We start from the raw sequence: 22,044 nt of genomic DNA on the forward strand, positions 1-22,044 counted from the left end.
TGACCTAGAGCATGATCCCGAAAAGTGGAAACCGGTTTTCGGGTAAGATCAGGCTCGATCAAAAAGTAAGGGCTAGAGTCTGATTCAATGTAGTCGGATCAGACTCTGGAGCATTATCGCTTCCGACGGAATCAGAAGCAAAATCCTCCGCGGAGCATTCATCCTGCGGTCCCCTTATCCGGGGGCCGCAGGAGCGTGGCTGCATCAGACCAGCGACAGCTTGCGATCGATGACAAGCAGCACGCGGTCGAGTTCGTGGCCACGCCGCAGAATGAGGCCACTCGCCGAGATCACGCTATACGCACCCTGCTTGCGCGCCAGTCGCGGATCTTTCTCGATACGATAAATCGGAACTTCAGAAGCGCGGCGGAAGACCGAGAACACCGCGCGATCCCTGAGAAAGTCGATGGCATAATCGCGCCAGTCCCCATCGGCAACCATCCGTCCATAAAGATTGAGGATGCGATTGAGTTCGAGACGGTTGAACGTCACCCTGCCTGGAGTGGGAACGGGGGCGGGGCCACGTTCCGTCACGCGGCTCCCGGCTGGATCAAGGTCGTCCGGTAACGAACTCATCGGCGCCTCCTGTCAAGGTCGGATGGCATCATCGCCCCGGCCACGACTTGCCGCAAGAGGCTCGGCTCCCCGGTCCAGGAAGCGGCGCGGGGATCAACTCATTCCTTCATTCCTCGCCTTATTCCTTGCGCTGCCGCCGCGTCCCAATAACAAGAACGTTAGGCGAAATCATAATGCAGCCCAAATTCCGTCAAGCAACCGCCCCGCTGAGCTGCGAAAAAACATTCTCTGCGATGGCCCGATTCTTTTGGAACCGGTTCCTCAGCCCCCAGCCCCCCGGGGCCATCAGGATCGGGCCTATTCGCAGGGTTCAATTTCGGATTTGCAAAAGCTCGGACCCGGCGCCGGGCTTTTTTCGTTCAGATCATCCCTGACTGAAGACAGGCTGCATTCATCGCGCGGGATTCGAGTCGCGGCAAACGCGAATCAATATCAGTGCAGCAGGGTGTAGGCCGCGCCAAGCATCCGGCCGGGTCTTTCGCGATTGCCATCCTGAACATAGACCACCGCAGCATCGACGCCGTGATGGGCGATATTCTCAATTGGCACCGCCCAGGTGCCCGCCTTGCCCGTCCAGTCACCCACCTTGAGCCAGCTCCGAACGACATTGTGGTAGGTCACTTCGCGGCCGCTGTTCTCTCCGCGCTTGATCGCAATCGGGACCGCCTTGGAGATCGCACAGACCCAGATTTCGCCGCGATCAGAAAGATGCTTGCCGTTGGTGGATGCGACCGACACGTTGAGCTGCCGGCCCGACACCGACATCGAAACCGGCACCGACATCACCTCCTTGCTTTGTTGCGTATCGCGAACCGCCCTTTCGATGGCCCCGCGATCGTTGCCGATCACATGGACCGATCCATTGACGATCACCTGCGGCGTGTAGACATCGCGATCGCCCCGCATCTGCGAATAGGCCTTCTGGCGCGCTGTGAAGCGATTGTCCGCGAGCGTATCCTTCCAGCCGAGATAATCCCAGTAATCGATCGGCATACTGACCGCGACGATCGACGGGTCCTTGGAAAGATCACCCAGAATTTCATCGGCGGCCGGACATGAGGAGCAGCCCTGCGACGTGAACAGTTCAACCACCGCGCGCGGCTCCGCCAAAGCTGCACGACTGAGCGCAACAAGCGCGCAAACACCGAGCGCACCGGACAGTCGTGTCAAACCACCACGAGACATCATCAAGATCACCGAAACCGCGGCACGGCGGGGGCCTGCGGCATGAAGGAAAAGCACACTTTAAGAATGCGAGAAGCCGGCATTTTGATAGGCTGCCCCTCGCTTGCCCGCCACTCAATTCGCGGTGAAGGCCTCATACATCAAATGCGCCGTTCTGACATCGTCACTCCGGCGATCGCGGCCGTCGAGGCTACGGATCCTCAGAATGCGCCTGAACGCGATGCACCTGTCGGTGTCTGATAAGCAATCAGGCCGCGAGCTTGCGCAGCACATAGTGCAGGATGCCCCCGTTGCGGTAGTAGTCGAGTTCGTCGAGCGTATCGATGCGGCAGAGCAGCAAGACGCGGCGAAGCGAGCCGTCGCGGGAAACGATGTCCGCCGACAACCTCTGGCGCGGCTTCAGATCGCCCTGCAAGCCGCGAATCGTCACCGTCTCATCCCCCGTGAGACCGAGGGATTGCCAGGACACGCCGTCCTCGAAGGTCAGCGGCAGGACGCCCATGCCGACGAGGTTGGAACGATGGATGCGCTCGAAGCTCTCGCAGATCACCGCACGCACGCCGAGCAGCCGCGTCCCCTTGGCTGCCCAGTCGCGCGACGAGCCGTTGCCGTACTCGGCGCCGGCGAACACGACCAGCGGCACGTTCTCCTGCTGATACTTCATCGCGGCGTCATAGATCGACATCTGCTCGCCGTCCGGCCAGTGCCTGGTCAAGCCGCCTTCCGGCACCGTGCCGTCGGCGCCCCTGAGCATGAAGTTCTTGATACGGATATTGGCGAAGGTGCCCCGCATCATCACTTCATGATTACCGCGCCGCGTGCCGTATTGATTGAAATCCGCCGGACGCACCTGGCGTTCGCTGAGATATTGTCCGGCCGGCGACGTCAGCTTGATCGCACCGGCCGGCGAGATGTGATCGGTGGTGATCTTGTCGCCGAACATGGCCAGGATGCGCGCATCCACGATGTCCTCGATCGGCTCCGGCTCCTTCTTCATGCCATCGAAGTAGGGTGGATTCTGCACATAGGTCGAATTCATGTTCCAGCGATAGGTCTCGCTCGCGACGGTCTGGATCTTGCGCCAGTTGTCATCGCCCTTGAACACGGCGGCGTACTTCTTCTTGAAGATTCTGGAAGTCACGTATTTCTTGATGAGGGCGTTGACCTCCTTCGAGGTTGGCCAGATATCCTTCAAGTACACCGGCTTGCCGTCCGTGCCCGTGCCGAGCGGCTCGCGGCCGAGATTTTTGGTCACCGAGCCCGCCAGCGCATAAGCGACGACCAGCGGCGGCGAGGCCAGATAATTCGCCTGCACGTCCGGCGAAACGCGACCCTCGAAATTTCGGTTGCCCGACAGGACCGCGGCGGCAACGATGCCGTTGTCGTTGACCGATTTTGAAATCTCCGGCGCCAGCGGTCCTGAATTGCCGATGCATGTGGTGCAGCCGAAGCCGACCAGATTGAAACCCACCTTGTCGAGATCGAGTTGAAGCCCGGACGCCGCGAGATATTCGGCGACCACCTGGCTGCCCGGCGCCAGCGACGTCTTCACCCAGGGCTTCGCGGTCAGCCCTTTCGCCGCCGCCTTGCGCGCCAGCAGCCCGGCGGCCATCAGCACGCTCGGATTGGATGTGTTGGTGCATGAGGTGATCGCCGCGATCACCACGTCGCCATGGCCGAGATCGAAGTTGCGGCCCTCGACCGGGAATCGCGCCGCAGCGTCGGTCTTCCTGTATTCGTCGGCAAGCGCGCTCGCGAAGCCGTCCGCGACCGCCGACAGCGGCTGCCGCCCCTCCGGCCGCTTCGGTCCCGCGAGTGACGGCACCACCGTTCCGAGATCGAGCGCCAGCTTTTCGGTGAAGACCGGATCGGCCGAAGCGGCGCTGCGAAACAGGCCTTGCGCCTTGGCGTATTTCATCACCAGCGCAACGCGGGCCGCCGGGCGCCCGGACGTCTTGAGATAGTCGATGGTCGCCGCATCGATCGGAAAGAAGCCACAGGTCGCGCCGTATTCCGGCGCCATGTTGGCGATGGTCGCCTTGTCCGCGACCGACAGATGATCGAGGCCCGGCCCGTAGAATTCGACGAACTTGCCGACGACTCCCTGCTTGCGGAGCATCTGGGTGACGGTGAGCACGAGATCGGTGGCGGTCACCCCTTCCTTGAGCGCCCCCTTCAGCTTGAAGCCGACCACGTCGGGCAGCAGCATCGATAACGGCTGGCCAAGCATGGCGGCTTCCGCCTCGATGCCGCCGACGCCCCACCCCAGCACGGCAAGACCATTGACCATGGTGGTGTGGGAATCGGTGCCGAGCACCGTATCCGGATAGGCAACCTCGGTGCTGGCGGTCTTCTTGCCGATCGTCAGCCTTTCCTTTCGCGTCCAGACCGTCTGCGCCAGATATTCCAGATTGACCTGATGGCAGATGCCGGTGCCGGGCGGCACCACCGCGAAATTCGAGAATGCCTTCTGTCCCCATTTCAGGAACTCGTAGCGCTCCCGGTTCTGCCTGTATTCCTCGACCACGTTCCGGGCGAACGCCTTGTTGTCACCGAAGAAATTCACGATCACGCTGTGGTCGATGACGAGATCGACCGGCACCAGCGGATTGATCTTCTCAGGCTTGCCGCCGAGATTCTGCATCGCGTTGCGCATCGCCGCGAGATCGACCACCGCGGGCACCCCGGTGAAATCCTGCATCAGAACGCGAGCCGGACGGAAGGCGATCTCGTGCTCAAGCCTGCGCTTTCTCAGCCATTTGGCGAACGCGGCGATGTCTTCCTTCTTCACCGAGCGGCCGTCCTCGTTGCGCAGCAGGTTTTCCAGCAGCACCTTCATGGAATAGGGCAGCCGGGAGATGCCCTTGAGGCCATTCTTCTCCGCGGCCGGCAGACTGTAGTAAGCGTAAGTCTTGCCTCCGACCTTGAAGGTTTTCAGGCACTTGAAGCTGTCGAGCGAAGCCATGTGAGAAATCCCGAATTAACGTCTGGGGTACCGGCCGGCGAACCAGGGTATTGAAACACCGCTGACGCACCAAGCCGCGGGGTTTCGCTGCGGCGCGTTTTGTGCTGCATCAGGTTCCAGATTTATAGAGTCTTTCCAGATCGTCCGCCACCGCCCCTCGAACGCTTGTACCCCGCCTTTCAGCCATACACAGAAACGCGACAGTTCCGCGAACAGGACCATCATGAGACTCTCAGGGAACGGATTGCGATGCGTCAGAGGTGGACGGGAGGTGTTTTCCGGCCTTGATGTGGCGGCGGAGTCGGGCCACGCCGTGGCGATCACCGGCCCTAACGGCGCCGGGAAAACGTCCCTGCTCCGGCTGCTGGCGGGTCTTCTGGCGATGGAGGGCGGGTCGATCAGCCTTGAAGGCGGCGATCCCGAATTGACGCTGCCGGAACAGGCGCATTACCTCGGCCATCGCGACGCCTTGAAGCCTGCGCTCATGGTCCGTGAGAACCTGTCGTTCTGGCGGGATTTCCTCGGCGGCGGGAAATCGGACGAATCGGATGCGCTCGCGGCGGTCGGACTCGACCATGTCGCGCATCTGCCGGCGGCCTATCTTTCGGCGGGACAGCGGCGGCGGCTATCCATCGCACGGCTCCTGGCGGTCAAGCGCCCGGTCTGGCTGCTGGACGAACCGACCTCGGCCCTCGACGTCACCGGTCAGGCCGCCTTCGCCGCGATCATGACCGGCCATCTCGCGGGCGGCGGCATCATTCTGGCCGCGACCCATACGCCGCTCGGCATTGCCGTGCGGGAACTGCGGATCGGAGGCGCGGCATGAGGTTGGCTGCAATCCACATGCGACGAGCCTTGCCCCCCCTTCCCTCGCGGGAAAGAAGAAAAGGGTCCTCTTCATGACCGCCCTCGCTGCCGTGATCCGCCGGGACATGCGCGTCGCGCTGCGCGTCGGCGGCGGCGCGCTGATCGGGGTGCTTTTTTTCCTGACCGTCGTGGTGCTGATGCCGTTCGCGGTCGGCCCCGATCTCGCGCTCCTGAAAAAACTCGGGCCCGCGATTCTCTGGCTCGGCGCGCTGCTGGCGAGCCTGCTGACGCTCGATCGCCTGTTCACCGCCGATCACGATGATGGTTCGCTTGACCTGATCGTCATGGGCCGCACGCCGCTCGAACTGGTCTGCGCCGCGAAGGCGCTGGCGCACTGGTTGGCGGTAGGGTTGCCGCTGGTCGCCGCGACGCCGGTGCTGGGGCTGCTGCTCAACCTTGACGCCGTCGCGACCGGCGCGGTGGCGCTGACGCTCCTTGCGGGGACGCCCGCGCTCACCTTCACCGGAATGGTCGGCGCCGCCCTCGCCGTCGTCCTGCGTCGCGGCGGGCTGCTGCTCTCGGTGCTGGTGCTTCCGCTGTCGATCCCGGTTCTGATTTTCGGCGTCGCCGCGTCCAACGCCGCAATTTCCGGACCATCGCCGTTCGGCACCCCGTTCTCGATTCTGTGCGCGCTGTCGCTGTCAAGCCTGGTCATCGGCCCATTCGCCGCCGCCGCAAGTCTGCGGCACGGGCTGGATTGAGGCGCCTGATGCAGCCAATCAATTTTTGCTCACGGAAGGAAACCGGACGCAAATCCGCATTGCCTGCGGTAGCTCCGGCGACTATCAGTGGTGCCCATGCCGTTGATTGACCTCGCCAACCCCTCCCGGTTTCTCACGCTTGCCGGCCGGATTCTGCCGTGGCTCGTGGCCGTCACCACACTCGTGCTCGCGGTCGGCCTCTACCAGTCCGTGATCGCGCCCGACGACTACCAGCAGGGCGCCACCGTCAAGATCATGTTCATCCACGTTCCCAATGCGTGGCTGTCGATGTTCGTGTGGGGCGTGATGAGCATCGCGGCGCTGGGCACGCTGGTGTGGCGGCATCCGCTGGCCGACGTCGCGGCCAAAACCGCCGCGCCGATCGGCGCGGCCTTTACATTTCTCGCGCTGCTGACGGGATCGCTGTGGGGCCGGCCGATGTGGGGCACCTATTGGGAATGGGATGCGCGGCTGACCTCGGTTTTGATCCTGTTCCTGATGTATCTCGGCCTGATGGCGCTATGGCGCGCGGTCGAGGATCCCTCACGCGCCGCGCGCGCCGCCGCGGTGCTGACGCTGGTCGGCTCGGTCAACATTCCCATCATCAAATTCTCGGTGGACTGGTGGAATACGTTGCATCAGCCTGCCTCGGTGGTGCGCATGGGCGGCTCGACGCTCGACCGCGCGTTCCTGATCCCCCTCGTGGTGATGGCAATCGGATTCACCTTGCTGTTCCTGACGCTGCATATCGCGGCGATGCGGAATGAAATCCTGCGCCGGCGCGTGCGCACCTTGCAGATGCTGCAAGCCAGCAAATCGGTGGCGTGACAATCATGGCGCTCGGTCCCTATGCCTCGTTCATCGTGACGTCCTACGTGTCGGTCGCAGCCGTGGTTGCCGCGCTCATCGTCTGGGTGACCATGGATTACCGCCGCCAGAAGGCGCGCCTGCGCGGCCTTGAAGCTTCGGGCGCGGTCAGGCGATCGGGACGCAGCGCAGCGGAGGTTCAATGACCGACCCTGCGACGCCCGCCGCCGCGCCGAAACGGCGCTGGCTGATGGCGCTGCCGCTTGTGCTCTTTGCCGCGCTGGCGCTCCTGTTCTGGTTCCGTCTTGGCGACAGCGACATCTCGCGAATCCCCTCGGCGCTGATCGGCCGAGCCGCGCCCCAAATTCCGCTGCCGCCGCTGTCCGGCCTCATGGTGGACGGCAAGCCGGTGCCAGGGATCGACCCCGCGACCTTCATAGGCAAGGTCAGCCTGGTCAACGTCTGGGCATCCTGGTGCGTCCCCTGCCATAGCGAGGCGCCGCTGCTGACCGAGTTCGCCAAGGACCGGCGCGTGCAATTCGTCGGCATCAACTACAAGGACGCTTCCGACAACGCCCGACGCTTCCTCGGCCGCTATGGCAACCCGTTCGACGTCGTCGGCGTCGACAGCAATGGCCGGGCCTCCATCGAATGGGGCGTCTACGGCGTGCCCGAGACCTTCGTGGTCGCGCGAGACGGCACCATCGCCTACAAGCTGGTCGGGGAAATCACTCCCGAGAATATCGAAGCGGTGCTGAAGCCCGAGATCGAAAAGGCCCTGAAGGCGGGCTCGTGACATAGGTGCCGTCGCGGCGAAGGCCCGCCAAAGTATTCGGGGCATTTATTTGCCGTTCACTCGACCGCCATGCCGCCGCCGCAAATTAGCAGCTAGCCTTAGCGTCGCCACCAAACACCCGCTCAGGGAGGTTTTCATGCGCCGTTACACGCTCGCCTCGATCACCACCGCCGTTCTTGCGCTCGGCCTGCTTGCTTCTTCACCATCGATGGCCCAGTCGTTTCAGCCCGCTCCCCACTCCGACAGGATGGCGCCGGCGGGGAAGATGGCTCCCGCCAGCAAGATGGCGCCAGCGAAATCCGACGTGGAGAAGCTCGACATCAACACTGCGACCAAGGAAGAACTGATGGTTTTCAAGGGCATCGGCGACAAGTATTCCGACAAGATCATCGCCGGCCGTCCCTACGCCAAGAAGGACCAACTCGTTTCCAAAAAGATTCTTCCCGAGGCGACGTACAAGAAGATCTCCGGCCAGATCATCGCCTCGCAACCGAAGTAAGTCACGCCTACCCCACGCCGCTCAAACAGGGCAAAGGTGACACTGATCAGCCTTGGCTGACGTCCCCTTCCCTGGCATCGCTGGCTTCCAGGGTAGCCGGCTCCAGATGATAGCGCCGGGTCAGCGGCATCTGCATCATGGCAAAGATCATGGTGAGCGGGACCGCTCCGAAAACCTTGAAATTGACCCAGAAATCCGTGCTCTGGGTCCGCCAGACGAATTCGTTCAGGACGGCCATCGCGGCAAAGAACAGCGCCCAGCGCAGCGTCAACAGCCGCCAGCCGCGCGGCGTCAGGTTGAACACCTGATCGAACATGATCGCGATGAAGGAACGGCCGAACAGCAATCCGCCGCCGAGCACCGCCGCGAACAGGGCATAGATAATGGTGGGCTTCACCTTGATGAAGGTCTCATCATGCAACACCAGGGTCAGCGTGCCGAACACGATGACGACGACCCCGGTCACCAGCGCCATCAGGGGAATATGTCGCGTCACCGCATAGGACGCGATCATCGCCGCCATGATCGCCACCATGAACGCGGCCGTTGCGACGAACAGCCCGAACTTCGCATTGGCGGCGAAGAACACCAGCAGCGGACCGAGTTCGGTCGCGAGCTTGAACAGCGGGTGCGGTTGGGATTTGTTCATCGTCAGCCTTCGATCCCCGCGACCGCCCGCGCGAAATCGCCTGCCGTGAACGGCGCGAGATCGTCCACTCCTTCGCCGACGCCGATGAAATGCACGGGCAGCTTATGCTTCTCCGCGAGCGCCACCAGAATGCCGCCGCGCGCCGTGCCGTCCAGCTTGGTCATCACCAGCCCGGTAACGCCGGCGGTGCGATGAAACGCCTCGACCTGCGACAGCGCGTTCTGTCCGACCGTGGCGTCGAGCACCAGCAGCACGACATGCGGAGCCGACGAATCAACCCGGCGGATGACGCGAACCATCTTTTCCAGTTCGTTCATCAGTTCCGCCTTGTTCTGCAGGCGGCCCGCGGTGTCGATCAGCAGCACGTCGCGGTTCTGGTTTCGCGCCTCGGTCAGCGCGTTGAACGCAAGGCTCGCGGAATCCGATCCTTGCGCGCCCGCGATGACCGGCGATCCGGTCCGCTCGCCCCAGACCTTCAACTGGTCAATCGCCGCGGCGCGAAACGTGTCGCCGGCCGCCATCATCACCTTGCGGCCCTCGGCGGACAATTTCGCCGCCAGCTTGCCGATTGTCGTGGTCTTGCCGGAGCCGTTGACGCCGACCACCAGAATAACGAAGGGCTTGACCGTCTCGTCGATGACCAGCGGCCGTGCCACCGGAGCGAGGACTTTTTCGACTTCGGTCGCGACGACGGCCTTCACCTCGTCGGCGGAGATCGCCTTGTCATAACGTCCCTCGCCGACCGCCTCCGCGATGCGTTCGGCGACCGCGGTTCCGAGGTCGGCGCGCAGCAACACGTCCTCGATGTCGTCGAGCATCGCGCGGTCGAGCTTGCGCTTGGTGACGAGATCGGCCACCGCCGTCCCGAGCGAAGCCGAGGTCCGCTTGAGTCCGCCGGACAGCCTGCGCCACCAGCTTTGTTTCGGTTGATCCTCGGTGCTGTCGTTCATTGTGGAGGTGTGTTAGCCGTTTCGGCGATCATGCTGCAACCGGAAATAAAGTGAACCATGGATACGGCACAACCGACGCCGGAGGAAATCCAGGCCCGCGTCCTTCACCGCGACGGGTTGATGCTGGTGATCGACAAGCCCGCGGGCATCGCCGTCCATCGCGGCCCCAAGGGCGGCGCCAATCTCGAAGCGTCGTTCGACGCGCTGCGGTTCGGCCTGCCGCGCCCCCCGGTGCTGGCCCATCGGCTGGACCGCGACACCTCGGGCTGTCTGGTGCTCGGACGACACCGCAAGGCGACGGCTTCGCTCGGCCTGCTGTTCAAGCACGGCAGAATTTCAAAGACCTACTGGGCCGTGGTCGAAGGCGGCCCGACAGATGACGAGGGCACCATCGACATTCGGCTCGGGCGGATGAACGAAGAACGCGGCTGGTGGCAGAAGCCGGATCCGAACGGATTGCCGTCGACCACGAAATGGAAAGTGCTGGGGCGATCCTCCGCTGACGCCTCCTCCATCGCGGAAGCAGGAGTTCAGCTCACCTGGTTATCTCTGGAACCGCTTACCGGCCGTACCCATCAACTGCGCGTCCATTGCGCGGCGATGGGCTGGCCGATCGTCGGCGACAATATTTACGGAACGCAGGCCAGTTTACGCCGTTCGCGGAACGAACAGTACGTCCCGCGCCTCGACGAGCCGGGCCTGCATCTGCATGCGCGCGAAATCGCTGTTCCTTTGTCGAAGAACAAGCCGCCCGTCGTGGTCACCGCGCCCGCGCCCGCGCATTTGCACGCGCGGCTCAGGGCGTGCGGCTGGAACGCAGAGTAATCCGACAGGTGCGGACGACCGGTTGAAGGGGCAAAGGGTCGGCCAAGGGGCCGGTTATGGCTCCACGCGGAGCCCCCGGCGGACGGAGTCACGACAATTCACCTTGAATCCGCCGCGTTCCTGCTTCATATGGTAACATGACCTTGAGAGATGTCAGGTCACCGCGAGCCGCGTGTTCTGAGCCGTCAACGGTTTTTGGCTTGCCCCTTCAGCTAAAGTCAATCGACGCCCCAAACACGCGGGTGTCACAGACGCCCTGGCACGCTCCGGCCGATGTGGCCGGGCGCCTGGTCCCATAATGGAAAGAAGCAACCTTTTGTCCTCCTTTCAGGATTTCGGCCTCGCCGATCCGATTTCACGTGCGCTCGCGGAAGAGAATTATCTGACGCCCACGCCCATCCAGGCTCAAACCATTCCTATTGCCCTCACCGGACGCGACCTTGTCGGAATTGCCCAGACCGGCACCGGCAAGACCGCGGCCTTCGCGTTGCCGATCCTGCATCGGCTGCTCCAGAATCGTATCAAGCCGCAACCCAAGAGCTGCCGGGTTCTGGTGCTCAGCCCGACACGCGAGCTTTCAGGCCAGATCCTCGAAAACTTCAACGCCTACGGCCGACACCTGCGCCTGAGCTCGGCTCTCGCGATCGGCGGCGTTCCGATGGGACGTCAGGTCCGCGCCGTCATGCACGGCGTCGAAGTGATGGTCGCCACGCCGGGCCGCCTGCTCGATCTGGTTCAAAGCAACGGGCTGAAACTCGGTCAGGTCGAATTTCTCGTGCTGGACGAAGCCGATCGCATGCTCGACATGGGCTTTATCCACGACATCCGCAAAGTCGTCGCCAAGCTGCCGGTGAAGCGGCAGACGCTGTTTTTCTCGGCCACCATGCCGAAGGACATCGCGGAACTCGCCAACCAGATGCTGCGCGATCCGGCCCGCGTCGCGGTCACGCCGGTCTCCTCGACCGTGGACCGCATCGCTCAACGCATCATTCAGGTCGATCATGCGGGCAAGGCCGCGTTCCTGGCCCAGCTCCTGAAGCAGGAACCGGTCAACCGCGCGCTGATCTTCACGCGGACCAAGCATGGCGCCGACAAGGTCGTGAAAAGCCTCGCCAAGTCCGGCATCAAATCCAACGCGATCCACGGCAACAAATCGCAGAACCACCGCGAGCGGGTTCTGGCGGAGTTTCGGGCCGGCGAGATCCGGACCCTGGTTGCGACCGACATCGCGGCACGGGGCATCGACGTCGACGGGATCAGCCATGTGGTCAATTTCGACCTCCCGAATGTCCCGGAAACCTACGTCCACCGTATCGGCCGCACCGCGCGGGCGGGCACCGATGGCGCGGCGATCTCGCTGGTCGCCGGAGCGGAAGAGATGGCCTATCTCCGTGATATCGAGAAGCTGATCCGCGTGGTCCTCCCAAGGGAAGACCGCCGGACATCGGGGCAGCGCGAGGCTGCGCCGGCTCCCCCGCAAAATCGCGGCGGAAGCCCCGCACCCCACGGTCATGCGGCCAGAACGGGCGAGGTCTCCTCGGGGAAAGGTTCGCGCCGTCGCCGCAGCAAGAGCAGCAAGAAGGGGACGCCGCAAACCAGCCGGCGACCGGAATCCGGTCGGCAGGAAACATCCCGTTCAGCACCGGGGAGCAAGCCCGGTGGAATGCAGGGGGTTGCCTTCCTGCACCGCAAAAGCCGGCCAGCGCGCCTGAAATCCAGTCAGCCGCCTCAGCGCTAGCGGGTGAGGATAACCTTTGCTATCCACTTCGCGACAGATCGGTAAGCGCAAATCGGTAGGCGAATGTCGATAAGCGGATGTCAAACCCGGAAGTCATCCGCAGGGATTGCTGCCCGACGGATGCAAGTATCAGACTCGAACGACCGGAGCGGGCGAGGACGTAGCGGTTTTCCGCCCGCCTCCCGCTTCTCAAAATATCGAAATCGATCGCGTTGATGGGTTTGGATCGTTTCGATCCAGAATCATCGTGATCCAGGGCGTTTTCAACGTGGGTACCAGTTCACCCCAAGAGAATGCATCAGACAAGAAACTGGAGCCTTATTCCGATTTGATCGGAACGGAAATGGCTCTCTTGAACCGCCACTCGATCCGGAGAACCTTCATGGCGAAAGAAGAATTGATCCAGTTCGAAGGACTGGTCACCGAAATCCTCCCCGACGCCCGGTATCGGGTGCAGCTCGATGCCGGGCACGAGATCGTTGCCTATACCGCCGGCAAGATGAAGAAGAATCGGATCAAGACGCTGGCCGGCGACCGCGTGACCATCGAGATGTCCCCCTACGATCTGGAGAAAGGACGCCTGATCTTCCGGCATAAGGACGAGCGCCCCGGCGGGCCGCCGCGCAGTGGACCGCCGCGAGGGGGTCAGTTTCGCCGCAGGTAAGTCGTCGGCGTGGGAAAGACCTTGCGCCCTGCGGGGCCAAAGCCCGGTCAAACCCACCCCTTAAAAAATCCTGCACGTCAGGATTGTTTTGGAGCCTGCCTTCGAATAACATTGGAATAGCGATTTTCGGCCGGACGACATTAGCTACCACCGGTACAGCCGGTTTAGACGCTGACGACCCTTCCAAAAATCCGATCTCACCAGTTCGCCAAAAGCGAGCTTCGACATATGTACTTGATCAAAGGGACTACCCGTGAGCATGGGAACCGTGAAGTGGTTTAACGCAACCAAGGGCTACGGCTTTATTCAACCTGACGATGGCGGCAACGACGTGTTCGTTCACATCAGCGCGGTTGAGCGGGCCGGACTCGGAACGCTGCGTGAAGGACAGAAGATCAGCTACGAGATCGTTGCTGATCGCCGTTCTGGAAAATCTTCAGCCGACAATCTCCGAGCGGCTGGATAGGCAGCGCCAGCGTCCTGTTGGTAACGAAAAGATCACATCAGAAGAAAAGGCCGCGCCCTCAGCGCGGCCTTTTCAGTTTGCGACGAGCTCCGAACGGGCCAGGATAGTTGGGGTGGTGGCCGCCTGGATCCCTCCTGAACGGGAGCGTTCTGCAGCGAAGTGTGTCCGCGGGCTTGACGTGATGAACGGAAGCCCGTCGCGTGTAAAAAAAAGCGTCGAGCGAAGCGGATACCGGCTCGCGTAACGAAAACGCGTCAAAACATAAGGGTAGAGCACCCTTTCCATGAAGTGGTGAAAGACTCCAGCCCCCGTGATCCTGTACAGCAACGATGACCTGTCCCTGTCAGGTCGTCGGGCAAATGATGCTGCTGGGGTTGCCAAAAAACACGCACGCCGATTGCCGCGGCCGGGTGAAGGCGGTGTCGCGCAGCCTGATGCCGGCCTTCGACATGACGTAGCCGAGGACCGGTTCATAGATATAGCTGACCTCGCTGAAGATCAGGTATTGGTTGGGAAGCACTTTGCCTGACGAGTCCCGCCCGATGAGTCCCGAGGGAATGCTGACGGTCGACCCGGCGCCTCGCGGCGCCTTGCCCTTGCTCCATTGCACCCGCGCCACCGATGTCGCGGGATCGATATACAACTCCGAGATCGTCGCCTGGACCGGTGCCGAGGAATAAGGCCACATGATGCCGTAGCTGGCAGCCAGAAAATTCGTCACGTCGGCATCGTTCACCACCTTGGACTGCGAAGTAAGATCGGACAGCGTTCGCGCAACCAGCGTGACCTTGCGATTGACCGCGACACCTGATGACACCTCGATGGTCCCGAACAGCATCACCAGCATCAGCGGCACGATCATCGCAAACTCGGTCGCTGCCAAGCCGCGCGTATCCCGCCGCAGCGCTGCCGCCATACCTTTCAGGCAAGACCACCGGTCAGAGCCATTTCCGTTTCGATCGGATCGGAACGAGGCTTCGGGTTTTTGTCTTGCAGCGCTTTCTTCGCTCAAACACGCGCCCCGCATCGGCTTCACATTCTCAACTCGCATATGCTGCCGTTTCCTGCATACCCATCATCAGGATGATGGGGCCGGATAGGGCTCGTTCTTGAAGGCTGCGGTCGCCGACAGCAGCCGCTTGCTGCCGCTCAGGTTGGCGATATTGTAACCAAGTCCGGTGACGAACAGCGGCCACTGATAGAACAGCCGGACGACGACGATATCTCCCGGACCGCCCGGATTGTACTGGGTGTTGTCGGCGAAGCTTCCGCCGGCGATCGGATCGGAGATCGTCACGCTCCCGAAGCCGGAAGGATAGCTCTGGACATCGACATAGATTCCGTTCTCGCAGTCGAACAGAACGTTGACGTTGGCGCAGACGACGTTGGCCTTGAAGCTCTGTTTCGTCAGATTAGTGATCTGCGCCTCGCCGGTCATGATCTTGCGCGCCGAGTCCTGCAGGGCGGTCTCAAGACTCTGGCTGGCGAAGAACACCAGTCCCGTTTCGATGATGGCAAACAGCAGCGCGAAGAACATCGGCGCGACGAGCGCAAATTCCACCGCCGCGGACCCGCTCTCATGGCCGTGAAAACGAGCGGCCATCCTTGCTGTGACCTTGAAACGGGGAAGCAACGACATCGGGAAATCCTTGCACACGGCGGGATTTATCTACCGTCAAGGACTACCCGAAACTGATTGTGGAAGTGTTTCGCCCAATAGAAGCAAAACGCCCATTGTCGTATACTTGTTGCTAACCAACTCCGGACCGTGAGGCGCCGCGCCTGGGAAGCCGGATACGCGTGTCGACCGGCGCTTTATCTTGTGGCGCCGCCGCCGGCCTGCGAACTCAGATTGCTCGCCTGATCCATCGTCGCCTTGAAGTATGCGGCGCTGTCCCCGAGAGTGACCCGCTTCTGGCAGATCGGCATGCAGCTATATGATTCACGCTCGAGGCCGCGATACACGGTCACCACCTGATCGCTTGGCCCCTCGACCTGAATGACGCGATCAACCATGATGCTCCCGGCGCGGTCCATCGCAATCATGTTGGTTGCGCCATAGCCCTTACCCGTCACGACAACGAGGCCGCCGGGCTGCAGGGTGACGTCGGCAATCAGCGGATTGCCGACCACGATCGTCGCGATCGGTCCGGGCAACCTGACCAGCTTGGCCTGATCGACATTGACCGAGATCGGCTCACTGATCACCTCTGCCGGAGCCGTCGCCGCACCCAACAAAATCGCTGCCGCAAACGATACGCCGATGACCGAGACACGCGACCGGCCGCGCAGGAACTTGAACCACATACTCTATACTCTACTCGGGAACGCAGAGAGCCGAAAAGGCGATGCCAACCGTGTCGGCCCACAACATGAAATCTGCCGTTAATTGATGAATGAACCGCAAACGCGCACCAGGAGAGAAGCGCGGCCATCCCTTCATTTCCGGATAAAGATGGATGATATGCAGACGCCGCCGCCGCGAACATGCGAAGCGCTGGAGGACGGCATTTTAATAGAACGCATTTTTATAAATCACCCTTAAATATAAATTCACCGTGTCGCACACACGGCTCGTTATGGCTGTGTTTCTGCAATCGAATTAACTGCGCTGCAATTCTCCCCGCTTACGGTAAGGCCATGGTCACGGTGCTCGAGAACGCCGTTAGGACCAAGTGAAGTTCGACAGCCACGTGAACACATGGAGCCAGTTATGAAGAACCTTTTTTCGCGCTTCCTGAAGGATGAATCCGGTGCGACCGCGATCGAATACGGCCTGATCGCCGCTGGCATTGCGGTCGCGATCATCACCGCGGTCAACACGCTCGGAACCTCGCTGAACACCACCTTCACGAAGGTCGAGCAAGACCTGAAGAAGAATTGAACGAAAGTCTTTCGTTCCGCGATCAAAAAGGTCCCGGCATGCCGGGACCTTTTCTTTTCCTGCTTCCTTCTGCTCACAGACAAAAGCGCGGTCGAACGACAATGACTATATTAAAGCCTTCCGCGCCCGAGACGCATCTTCCGCCGGGCGATGAGGCAACGAGACGGGCGATCCAGACTGTCTGCATGGCGCTGACAGTCGCCGTCATTGCCGTCGCGGCGAGAATTATCGCCGTTTGGCCATGACCTTTCCCGTTTCCAGAATGTTCACATCGAACGCATACGATCGGACTCCATAACGGATCACGCCGCAGAGGAACGGGAGTGGTATTTCCATGGTGCTCGATGTCGCGCGATTGCTGTTATTCCCCGCGCTGATGGCGTTCGCGGCCGCGAGCGACCTGCTGACCATGACGATCTCGAACAGGGTCTCGCTGCTCTTGGTCGCCGGCTTCCTCGTGCTGGCTCCCCTGAGCGGCATGGGACTTCACGAAATGCTATCCCATGCGGGAGCGGGGCTTGCGGTTCTCGTCGTGGCGTTCTCGTGTTTCGCGATGGGCTGGGTCGGCGGCGGCGACGCCAAGGTGGCGGCGGCGGCCGCTCTCTGGTTCGGCTTCGGGCACACGCTGGAGTACCTCGTCTATGCCTCCCTGTTCGGCGGGGCCCTGACGCTCCTGCTGCTCCAGTTCCGGCAATGGCCTTTGCCGGCCTCGCTTTACGGTCAGGACTGGCTTCTCCGGCTGCACGGCAAGAACACCGGCATCCCCTATGGCATCGCGCTCGCCTTCGCGGCTCTGCTGATCTACCCGGAAACCGACTGGGTGCGGGCGGTCGATCTGGCGCGCTTCGGCCTTCACTGATCACGCGCAACAACAGCTCGTTAACGCGATTTAGATACGCCTCATTAACCATGCTTTGACGAATAAATGTTCAACTCACGTGACGGCGACGCAAGCGCCGCGCCGTAACGTGGACAATCAGCGCATGAACACCGCACGCATCGTCGTCCTGACCATCGCAGTCGGCGCCGGCGGCCTCGCCGCCTACCTCGCGAGCGGATCCGACAAAGAGACCCAACCCGTTCAAACGGAGCAGCTTCGAACCGTCGACGTCCTGGTTGCGAAGTCCGACATTCCGCTCGGCCAGGCGGTCACCGCGAACGACGTGGCATGGCAGGTCTGGCCCGCAGATAGCGCCAGCAGCAGCTTCATTCGCCGTGACCAGCGCCCGGACGCCACCACCCAGCTCGCAGGGTCGATCGCCCGCTCGCCCTTCATCGCCGGAGAACCCATTCGCGAACTCAAGCTCGTCAGCGCGAAAGGATCCGGCTTCATGGCCGCGATCCTGCCGACGGGAATGCGCGCGATCTCGACGGAAATCTCGCCGGAAACCGGAGCCGGCGGTTTCATTCTTCCCAATGACCGCGTCGACGTGATCCTGTCGAAACGGGAGAAAAACGCCGATCACGCCAACGGGGATTCCGTCAACTCGGAGACCGTACTCGGCAACGTGCGCGTTCTCGCGATCGATCAGACCATCGAGGAAAAGAACGGGCAAAAGGTCGTGGTCGGCCGGACCGCGACGCTCGAACTGAAACCGGAGCAGGCGGAAACACTGGCGCGATCGCGCCAGATGGGAACGCTGTCGCTCGCGCTGCGCAGCCTCGCCGACGCCAATGCCCCGGAAGGCGACATCGATGATCGGAGGCGCGACAGCATCAATGTCGTCCGTTACGGCGTTCCGACTCAGACCAGCGTACAGAGGTAATCGAGGACGCCCGCCATGGAATCGACGACAAAACCCACATCAGTGCGGGCCTTTGTGGCGCGGTCGCTCGCCTTCGCGGCAATCGGCGCTTTCACGCTGGACCCGGCGCTGACGCCGGTGTTCGCGAGCGATTACCGCGTATCCGCTGCAATCGCTGGCGCAAACATGCACGCGCAATCGCTTTCGCTCGGCATCGGCAAGTCGGTCGTGGTGGACCTGCCCCGCGACGTGAAGGATGTTCTGGTCGCCGACCCGAAGATCGCGAACGCCGTGGTGAGGTCGGCGCAGCGCGCCTACATCATCGGCGCAGCGGTGGGTCAAACCAACTCATATTCTTTGACAGCAGCGGGCAGCAGATTTCGGCCTACGATATCGCGGTCACGCGCGACCTGAACGGCTTGCGCACCGCGCTCAAGCAGCTGCTGCCGAACGCCGCCATCAAGGTCGATGGCCTCGGCGACGGCGTCATGCTCTCCGGATGGGTATCGAACCCGATCGAGGCGCAGCAGGCCGGCGATCTCGCCGCGCGCCTCGCCGACGGCCCACAAAAGGTCGTCAACAACATCGCCGCGCGGGGTCGCGACCAGGTCATGCTCAAGGTCACGGTGGCCGAGGTCGCTCGCACCATCATCAAGCAGATGGGCATCGATCTCAGCGCCAACATGAACTACGGCACCGCGGTCGTGAACTTCACCAATGCAAATCCGTTCACCGCACTCGGCCGGCCGCTGACGAACAACAGCGCGGCCGCGTCATTCGGCTCGACGATAGTCGGCGGCGCTCCGGTGCCCTCGGTCACCGCGACTCTCCGGGCGATGGAAAGCGCCGGCGTGATCCGGACGCTCGCCGAGCCGAACCTCACTGCAATATCGGGCGAGTCGGCGACATTCATCTCGGGCGGCGAGTTTCCCATTCCAGCCGGCTTTTCATGCGATCCCGCCACCCGGGTCTGCCTGACGCAGATCAGATTCAAGAAGTTCGGCATCTCGTTGAATTTCACGCCGGTGGTGCTGACCGAAGGCCGGATCAGCCTGCGGGTGATGACCGAGGTCTCCGAGCTGTCGAACGAGAACTCGATGACGCTGAACCAGTCAGTCGGCAACTCGCTCACCGTGCCCTCGATAAGAACCCGGCGCGCGGAAACGACGCTGGAGATTCCGTCCGGCGGCTCGATGGCCATGGCCGGCCTGATCCATCAGCAGACCAAGCAGGTCATCAACGGATTGCCGGGCATGGCCCAGGTACCGGTCCTTGGAGCGCTGTTCCGCAGCCGCGACTATGTCAACGGCCAGACCGAACTGATGGTCCTTGTAACTCCTTACGTCGTGCGCGCTGTCGCGCAAAAGGATCTGTCGCGGCCCGATGACGGCTTCGCCGACGCATCCGATCCGCAATCCGACCTCCTCGGCAGCCTCAACCGCATCTACGGCGCTCCGGGTCGTGTCGAGCCGGCGCGTCCCTATCGCGGCACCTACGGCTTCATCACCGATTGAGGCGGGCAAGGAACGAAACGATGACATCCGCAGATTCCGCCGTCCGCCGCAACCTTCGCCTCGCCGTTCTGGCCGCCGGCCTCTCCGCCGCGCTGGGCGCCTGCACGCATACGGATCGGGTGGACACCACCGCAAGCATTCCGGACGATTATCGCTTGCGGCATCCCATCGCGATCCAGGAAGCGGACCGGACCGTCAATATCTTCATCGGCAATACACGAGGTGGCCTGACGGCCCCGCAGCGCGCCGATGTTGTCGGGCTCGCGAGCGTCTGGCTTCGCGAGGGGACCGGCGCCATTGTCGCGGAGGTGCCGACAGGCACCAGCAATGCGCGCGCGGCGGCAGATTCATTCCGGGAAGTGCGCTCGCTGCTGGCCGCAGCCGGCGTGCCGCCGCGCGGAATCATCGTCCGCCACTACCATCCCGCCGATCCGCGCCTGTTCGCAACCATTCGCCTGACCTATCCGCGCATCGCCGCCGTGGCAGGCCCGTGCGGTGTCTGGCCGGATGATATCGGTCCCTCGGCCAAGAACAGGGGCTATCTCGACAACAAGCCTTACTGGAATTTCGGGTGCGCCACTCAGCGCAACCTTGCATCGATGATCGACAACCCGTCGGATCTGGTCCAGCCGCGGCCCGAAACTCCGGCCTACACGGCTCGCCGCACCCAAAGCTTCGAAAAATACCGCAAGGGGATGTCCACCACGACGGATTATCCCGAAGCCGAGAAAGCCAAACTCAGCGACACAGGCAAATGATCAGTTACGCTCGCAACGACGCAGATTCGACCACCTCCCCTTCGCCGCGGGCGGAGGATCACATCGCGCCTGCGCCGCGTGTCTCGGTGCAGGCCTTCTGCGAGACGATGGAAACAGCCACGGCCGTTCAAGCCGCCGGCGAAGACCGCAGGCTGGCCAAGGCTCACCTCAAGATCCAGATGGGCGGCATGACCGCCGCGGTGGAAGCCTATCGATCGGCGCCGACGCCGAACGTCATCATTCTCGAGACCGAAGAGCACGGCGACATCCTGGCGGCGCTCGACCACCTTGCGACCGTGTGCGACGCGGGCACGCGCGTTATCGTGATCGGCCGCGTCAACGACGTGACGCTGTATCGCGAGCTGGTCAAGCGCGGCGTCAGCGATTATCTCATGGCGCCAGCCGCCCCCATCGACATCGTCCGTTCGGTCTGCGGCCTGTTTTCGGCCCCGGAAGCGAAAGCAGTCGGCCGGATTATCGCAATCGCCGGCGCCAAGGGCGGCGTCGGCGCCTCGACGATCGCCCATAATGTCGCCTGGGCGATTGCGCGCGATCTGGCACTCGATTCCGTCGTCGCCGACCTCGACCTCGCCTTCGGCACCGCCGGGCTGGATTTCAATCAGGATCCGCCACAAGGAATTGCCGACGCTGTCTTCTCACCCGACCGCATCGACACCGCGTTCGTCGATCGCCTGTTGTCGAAATGCACTGATCACCTGAGCCTGCTCGCCGCCCCGGCGACGCTGGACCGCGTCTATGACTTCGGCACCGAGGCATTCGACTCGACGCTCGATACGCTGCGGGCGACGATGCCCTGCATCGTGCTCGATATCCCGCATCAATGGTCGGGCTGGACCAGGCGGGCCCTGATCGCAGCGGACGACATCCTCATCGTGGCGACGCCCGACCTTGCGAACCTCCGCAATACAAAGAACCTGTTCGACCTGCTCAAGGTGGCGCGGCCGAACGACCGGCCTCCGCTCTATTGCCTCAACCAGGTCGGCGTTCCGAAGCGGCCGGAGATCAACGGCGGCGAATTCGCCAAGGCCATCGAAAGCCAGCCGGTCGTCAGCATCCCGTTCGATCCCCACATGTTCGGGTCGGCCGCGAACAACGGCCAGATGATCGCGGAGATCGCGCCGAACCACCGCGCCACGGAGATGTTCCTGCAGATCGCCCAACGCCTGACCGGGCGCGGCGAAGCAAAGAAGCCGAGAAAGTCGTTCCTGCCGCCATTTATCGAGAAGCTGCGGGCGAGATAAGTCAGAGCATGATCCCGACCCGAAGGGCCGCACCAGCGCAAAGTGGAAACCGGTTTTCGGAGAAGATCATGCTCAAGCAAAAAGAGATAAGCGACGAGTCTGATTCAACACAGTTGAAACAGGCTCTAGAGCGGGGTGAGGAAAGGTGTGTAGCAGTTTTCCGTCCGCATCCCGCGTCTCAAAATATTGGGAA

25 protein-coding genes and 1 pseudogene are annotated in these 22,044 nt (G+C 62.3%); 18 read left to right on the plus strand and 8 right to left on the minus strand.

The features are described 5' to 3' along the window. Positions 1–204: 204 nt before the first annotated feature. Together NWI01_RS12310 and NWI01_RS12315 are read right to left on the minus strand one after the other, a co-directional pair. Complete coding sequence (locus NWI01_RS12310; protein ID WP_141384126.1) at positions 205–576, minus strand: DUF2794 domain-containing protein; 372 nt, start codon at positions 574–576, stop codon at positions 205–207. Between the two features lie 432 nt (positions 577–1,008). Then, positions 1,009–1,764: a DUF1223 domain-containing protein gene (locus NWI01_RS12315; RefSeq protein ID WP_141384127.1), complete on the minus strand. Its 756-nt coding sequence runs from the start codon at positions 1,762–1,764 to the stop codon at positions 1,009–1,011. A gap of 39 nt (positions 1,765–1,803) precedes the next feature. On the opposite strand from NWI01_RS12315, the gene NWI01_RS19355 reads away from it, so the two are divergent. Next, positions 1,804–2,001, plus strand: coding sequence for a hypothetical protein (locus NWI01_RS19355; protein WP_210242972.1), 198 nt, complete (start codon positions 1,804–1,806; stop codon positions 1,999–2,001). A 7-nt stretch (positions 2,002–2,008) separates the two neighbouring features. Here NWI01_RS19355 and acnA read toward each other — a convergent pair whose 3' ends face one another. Continuing rightward, a complete protein-coding gene (gene acnA, locus NWI01_RS12320) occupies positions 2,009–4,726 on the minus strand; it encodes an aconitate hydratase AcnA (protein ID WP_141384128.1) in 2,718 nt (905 codons plus the stop codon). Between the two features lie 223 nt (positions 4,727–4,949). Here acnA and ccmA point away from each other — a divergent pair, with 223 nt between their 5' ends. The 6 genes from ccmA to NWI01_RS12350 all read left to right on the plus strand — a co-directional run bounded on the left by ccmA (position 4,950) and on the right by NWI01_RS12350 (position 8,396). Continuing rightward, the gene (gene ccmA / locus NWI01_RS12325; protein ID WP_141384129.1) at positions 4,950–5,552 is read left to right on the plus strand and encodes a heme ABC exporter ATP-binding protein CcmA; all 603 of its coding nucleotides are present in this window, start codon (positions 4,950–4,952) and stop codon (positions 5,550–5,552) included. 73 nt (positions 5,553–5,625) lie between these two features. Further along, positions 5,626–6,294: a heme exporter protein CcmB gene (gene ccmB / locus NWI01_RS12330; RefSeq protein WP_141384130.1), complete on the plus strand. Its 669-nt coding sequence runs from the start codon at positions 5,626–5,628 to the stop codon at positions 6,292–6,294. Between the two features lie 96 nt (positions 6,295–6,390). Next, a complete protein-coding gene (locus tag NWI01_RS12335; protein ID WP_141384131.1) occupies positions 6,391–7,122 on the plus strand; it encodes a heme ABC transporter permease in 732 nt (243 codons plus the stop codon). A gap of 5 nt (positions 7,123–7,127) precedes the next feature. Beyond that, complete coding sequence (ccmD, locus tag NWI01_RS12340) at positions 7,128–7,307, plus strand: heme exporter protein CcmD (protein WP_141384132.1); 180 nt, start codon at positions 7,128–7,130, stop codon at positions 7,305–7,307. Beyond that, positions 7,304–7,897: a DsbE family thiol:disulfide interchange protein gene (locus NWI01_RS12345; protein WP_141384133.1), complete on the plus strand. Its 594-nt coding sequence runs from the start codon at positions 7,304–7,306 to the stop codon at positions 7,895–7,897. The genes ccmD and NWI01_RS12345 overlap by 4 nt, the downstream gene beginning before the upstream one ends. 136 nt (positions 7,898–8,033) lie before the next feature. After that, positions 8,034–8,396, plus strand: coding sequence for a ComEA family DNA-binding protein (locus tag NWI01_RS12350; protein WP_141384134.1), 363 nt, complete (start codon positions 8,034–8,036; stop codon positions 8,394–8,396). Between the two features lie 46 nt (positions 8,397–8,442). Here the strand turns inward: NWI01_RS12350 and NWI01_RS12355 are convergent, their stop codons facing one another. Further along, a complete protein-coding gene (locus NWI01_RS12355; protein ID WP_141384135.1) occupies positions 8,443–9,045 on the minus strand; it encodes a septation protein A in 603 nt (200 codons plus the stop codon). A 2-nt stretch (positions 9,046–9,047) separates the two neighbouring features. Next, entirely contained in the window at positions 9,048–9,995 is a 948-nt protein-coding gene (ftsY, locus tag NWI01_RS12360; protein WP_141384136.1) for a signal recognition particle-docking protein FtsY, read from the minus strand. Positions 9,996–10,052: 57 nt separating this feature from the next. Between ftsY and NWI01_RS12365 the strand changes: the two genes are divergently transcribed. The 4 genes from NWI01_RS12365 (at position 10,053) to NWI01_RS12380 (ending at position 13,688) form a co-directional block, all read left to right on the plus strand. Further along, positions 10,053–10,820 (plus strand): RluA family pseudouridine synthase, encoded by a 768-nt coding sequence (locus NWI01_RS12365; RefSeq protein WP_141384137.1) that lies wholly within the window; start codon positions 10,053–10,055, stop codon positions 10,818–10,820. 298 nt (positions 10,821–11,118) lie between these two features. After that, the gene (locus NWI01_RS12370) at positions 11,119–12,558 is read left to right on the plus strand and encodes a DEAD/DEAH box helicase (RefSeq protein ID WP_141384138.1); all 1,440 of its coding nucleotides are present in this window, start codon (positions 11,119–11,121) and stop codon (positions 12,556–12,558) included. 382 nt (positions 12,559–12,940) lie between these two features. Continuing rightward, positions 12,941–13,222, plus strand: a complete 282-nt coding sequence (infA, locus tag NWI01_RS12375; protein ID WP_011313644.1) for a translation initiation factor IF-1 — start codon at positions 12,941–12,943, stop codon at positions 13,220–13,222. 253 nt (positions 13,223–13,475) lie between these two features. Further along, on the plus strand, positions 13,476–13,688 hold the full coding sequence (locus NWI01_RS12380) for a cold-shock protein (RefSeq protein WP_002714433.1): 213 nt from the start codon (positions 13,476–13,478) through the stop codon (positions 13,686–13,688). Between the two features lie 343 nt (positions 13,689–14,031). Here the strand turns inward: NWI01_RS12380 and NWI01_RS12385 are convergent, their stop codons facing one another. The 3 genes from NWI01_RS12385 to NWI01_RS12395 all read right to left on the minus strand — a co-directional run bounded on the left by NWI01_RS12385 (position 14,032) and on the right by NWI01_RS12395 (position 15,995). Continuing rightward, entirely contained in the window at positions 14,032–14,604 is a 573-nt protein-coding gene (locus NWI01_RS12385; protein WP_141384139.1) for a TadE/TadG family type IV pilus assembly protein, read from the minus strand. Between the two features lie 162 nt (positions 14,605–14,766). Continuing rightward, a complete protein-coding gene (locus NWI01_RS12390) occupies positions 14,767–15,327 on the minus strand; it encodes a TadE/TadG family type IV pilus assembly protein (protein ID WP_141384140.1) in 561 nt (186 codons plus the stop codon). 176 nt (positions 15,328–15,503) lie between these two features. Beyond that, entirely contained in the window at positions 15,504–15,995 is a 492-nt protein-coding gene (locus tag NWI01_RS12395) for a pilus assembly protein N-terminal domain-containing protein (RefSeq protein ID WP_141384141.1), read from the minus strand. Positions 15,996–16,401: 406 nt separating this feature from the next. Between NWI01_RS12395 and NWI01_RS12400 the strand changes: the two genes are divergently transcribed. The 7 genes and pseudogenes from NWI01_RS12400 (at position 16,402) to NWI01_RS12425 (ending at position 21,851) form a co-directional block, all read left to right on the plus strand. Next, a complete protein-coding gene (locus NWI01_RS12400; RefSeq protein WP_141384142.1) occupies positions 16,402–16,572 on the plus strand; it encodes a Flp family type IVb pilin in 171 nt (56 codons plus the stop codon). A gap of 101 nt (positions 16,573–16,673) precedes the next feature. Then, positions 16,674–16,817 (plus strand): hypothetical protein, encoded by a 144-nt coding sequence (locus NWI01_RS19360; RefSeq protein WP_210242973.1) that lies wholly within the window; start codon positions 16,674–16,676, stop codon positions 16,815–16,817. An 89-nt stretch (positions 16,818–16,906) separates the two neighbouring features. Beyond that, on the plus strand, positions 16,907–17,431 hold the full coding sequence (locus NWI01_RS12405) for an A24 family peptidase (protein WP_141384143.1): 525 nt from the start codon (positions 16,907–16,909) through the stop codon (positions 17,429–17,431). Positions 17,432–17,555: 124 nt separating this feature from the next. Next, the gene (cpaB, locus tag NWI01_RS12410) at positions 17,556–18,338 is read left to right on the plus strand and encodes a Flp pilus assembly protein CpaB (protein ID WP_141384144.1); all 783 of its coding nucleotides are present in this window, start codon (positions 17,556–17,558) and stop codon (positions 18,336–18,338) included. Positions 18,339–18,353: 15 nt separating this feature from the next. After that, positions 18,354–19,831, plus strand: a pseudogene (locus tag NWI01_RS12415) (type II and III secretion system protein family protein). A 20-nt stretch (positions 19,832–19,851) separates the two neighbouring features. After that, on the plus strand, positions 19,852–20,589 hold the full coding sequence (locus NWI01_RS12420) for a CpaD family pilus assembly protein (protein WP_141384145.1): 738 nt from the start codon (positions 19,852–19,854) through the stop codon (positions 20,587–20,589). Then, entirely contained in the window at positions 20,586–21,851 is a 1,266-nt protein-coding gene (locus NWI01_RS12425) for an AAA family ATPase (RefSeq protein ID WP_141384146.1), read from the plus strand. Before NWI01_RS12420 ends, NWI01_RS12425 begins: the two co-directional genes overlap by 4 nt. Positions 21,852–22,044 lie beyond the last annotated feature (193 nt).

It is taken from the genome of Nitrobacter winogradskyi, from assembly GCF_006539545.1.
Taxonomy (GTDB): Bacteria; Pseudomonadota; Alphaproteobacteria; order Rhizobiales; family Xanthobacteraceae; genus Nitrobacter; species Nitrobacter winogradskyi_A.

Bases quoted from the DNA above. Each gene is read 5' to 3' on its own strand.
- NWI01_RS12310 (WP_141384126.1), bottom strand. From the start codon at position 576: ATGAGTTCGTTACCGGACGACCTTGATCCAGCCGGGAGCCGCGTGACG.
- NWI01_RS12315 (WP_141384127.1), bottom strand. From the start codon at position 1,764: ATGATGTCTCGTGGTGGTTTGACACGACTGTCCGGTGCGCTCGGTGTT.
- NWI01_RS19355 (WP_210242972.1), top strand. From the start codon at position 1,804: ATGAAGGAAAAGCACACTTTAAGAATGCGAGAAGCCGGCATTTTGATA.
- acnA (WP_141384128.1), bottom strand. From the start codon at position 4,726: ATGGCTTCGCTCGACAGCTTCAAGTGCCTGAAAACCTTCAAGGTCGGA.
- ccmA (WP_141384129.1), top strand. From the start codon at position 4,950: ATGAGACTCTCAGGGAACGGATTGCGATGCGTCAGAGGTGGACGGGAG.
- ccmB (WP_141384130.1), top strand. From the start codon at position 5,626: ATGACCGCCCTCGCTGCCGTGATCCGCCGGGACATGCGCGTCGCGCTG.
- NWI01_RS12335 (WP_141384131.1), top strand. From the start codon at position 6,391: ATGCCGTTGATTGACCTCGCCAACCCCTCCCGGTTTCTCACGCTTGCC.
- ccmD (WP_141384132.1), top strand. From the start codon at position 7,128: ATGGCGCTCGGTCCCTATGCCTCGTTCATCGTGACGTCCTACGTGTCG.
- NWI01_RS12345 (WP_141384133.1), top strand. From the start codon at position 7,304: ATGACCGACCCTGCGACGCCCGCCGCCGCGCCGAAACGGCGCTGGCTG.
- NWI01_RS12350 (WP_141384134.1), top strand. From the start codon at position 8,034: ATGCGCCGTTACACGCTCGCCTCGATCACCACCGCCGTTCTTGCGCTC.
- NWI01_RS12355 (WP_141384135.1), bottom strand. From the start codon at position 9,045: ATGAACAAATCCCAACCGCACCCGCTGTTCAAGCTCGCGACCGAACTC.
- ftsY (WP_141384136.1), bottom strand. From the start codon at position 9,995: ATGAACGACAGCACCGAGGATCAACCGAAACAAAGCTGGTGGCGCAGG.
- NWI01_RS12365 (WP_141384137.1), top strand. From the start codon at position 10,053: ATGGATACGGCACAACCGACGCCGGAGGAAATCCAGGCCCGCGTCCTT.
- NWI01_RS12370 (WP_141384138.1), top strand. From the start codon at position 11,119: ATGGAAAGAAGCAACCTTTTGTCCTCCTTTCAGGATTTCGGCCTCGCC.
- infA (WP_011313644.1), top strand. From the start codon at position 12,941: ATGGCGAAAGAAGAATTGATCCAGTTCGAAGGACTGGTCACCGAAATC.
- NWI01_RS12385 (WP_141384139.1), bottom strand. From the start codon at position 14,604: ATGGCGGCAGCGCTGCGGCGGGATACGCGCGGCTTGGCAGCGACCGAG.
- NWI01_RS12390 (WP_141384140.1), bottom strand. From the start codon at position 15,327: ATGTCGTTGCTTCCCCGTTTCAAGGTCACAGCAAGGATGGCCGCTCGT.
- NWI01_RS12395 (WP_141384141.1), bottom strand. From the start codon at position 15,995: ATGTGGTTCAAGTTCCTGCGCGGCCGGTCGCGTGTCTCGGTCATCGGC.
- NWI01_RS12400 (WP_141384142.1), top strand. From the start codon at position 16,402: ATGAAGAACCTTTTTTCGCGCTTCCTGAAGGATGAATCCGGTGCGACC.
- NWI01_RS19360 (WP_210242973.1), top strand. From the start codon at position 16,674: ATGACTATATTAAAGCCTTCCGCGCCCGAGACGCATCTTCCGCCGGGC.
- NWI01_RS12405 (WP_141384143.1), top strand. From the start codon at position 16,907: ATGGTGCTCGATGTCGCGCGATTGCTGTTATTCCCCGCGCTGATGGCG.
- cpaB (WP_141384144.1), top strand. From the start codon at position 17,556: ATGAACACCGCACGCATCGTCGTCCTGACCATCGCAGTCGGCGCCGGC.
- NWI01_RS12420 (WP_141384145.1), top strand. From the start codon at position 19,852: ATGACATCCGCAGATTCCGCCGTCCGCCGCAACCTTCGCCTCGCCGTT.
- NWI01_RS12425 (WP_141384146.1), top strand. From the start codon at position 20,586: ATGATCAGTTACGCTCGCAACGACGCAGATTCGACCACCTCCCCTTCG.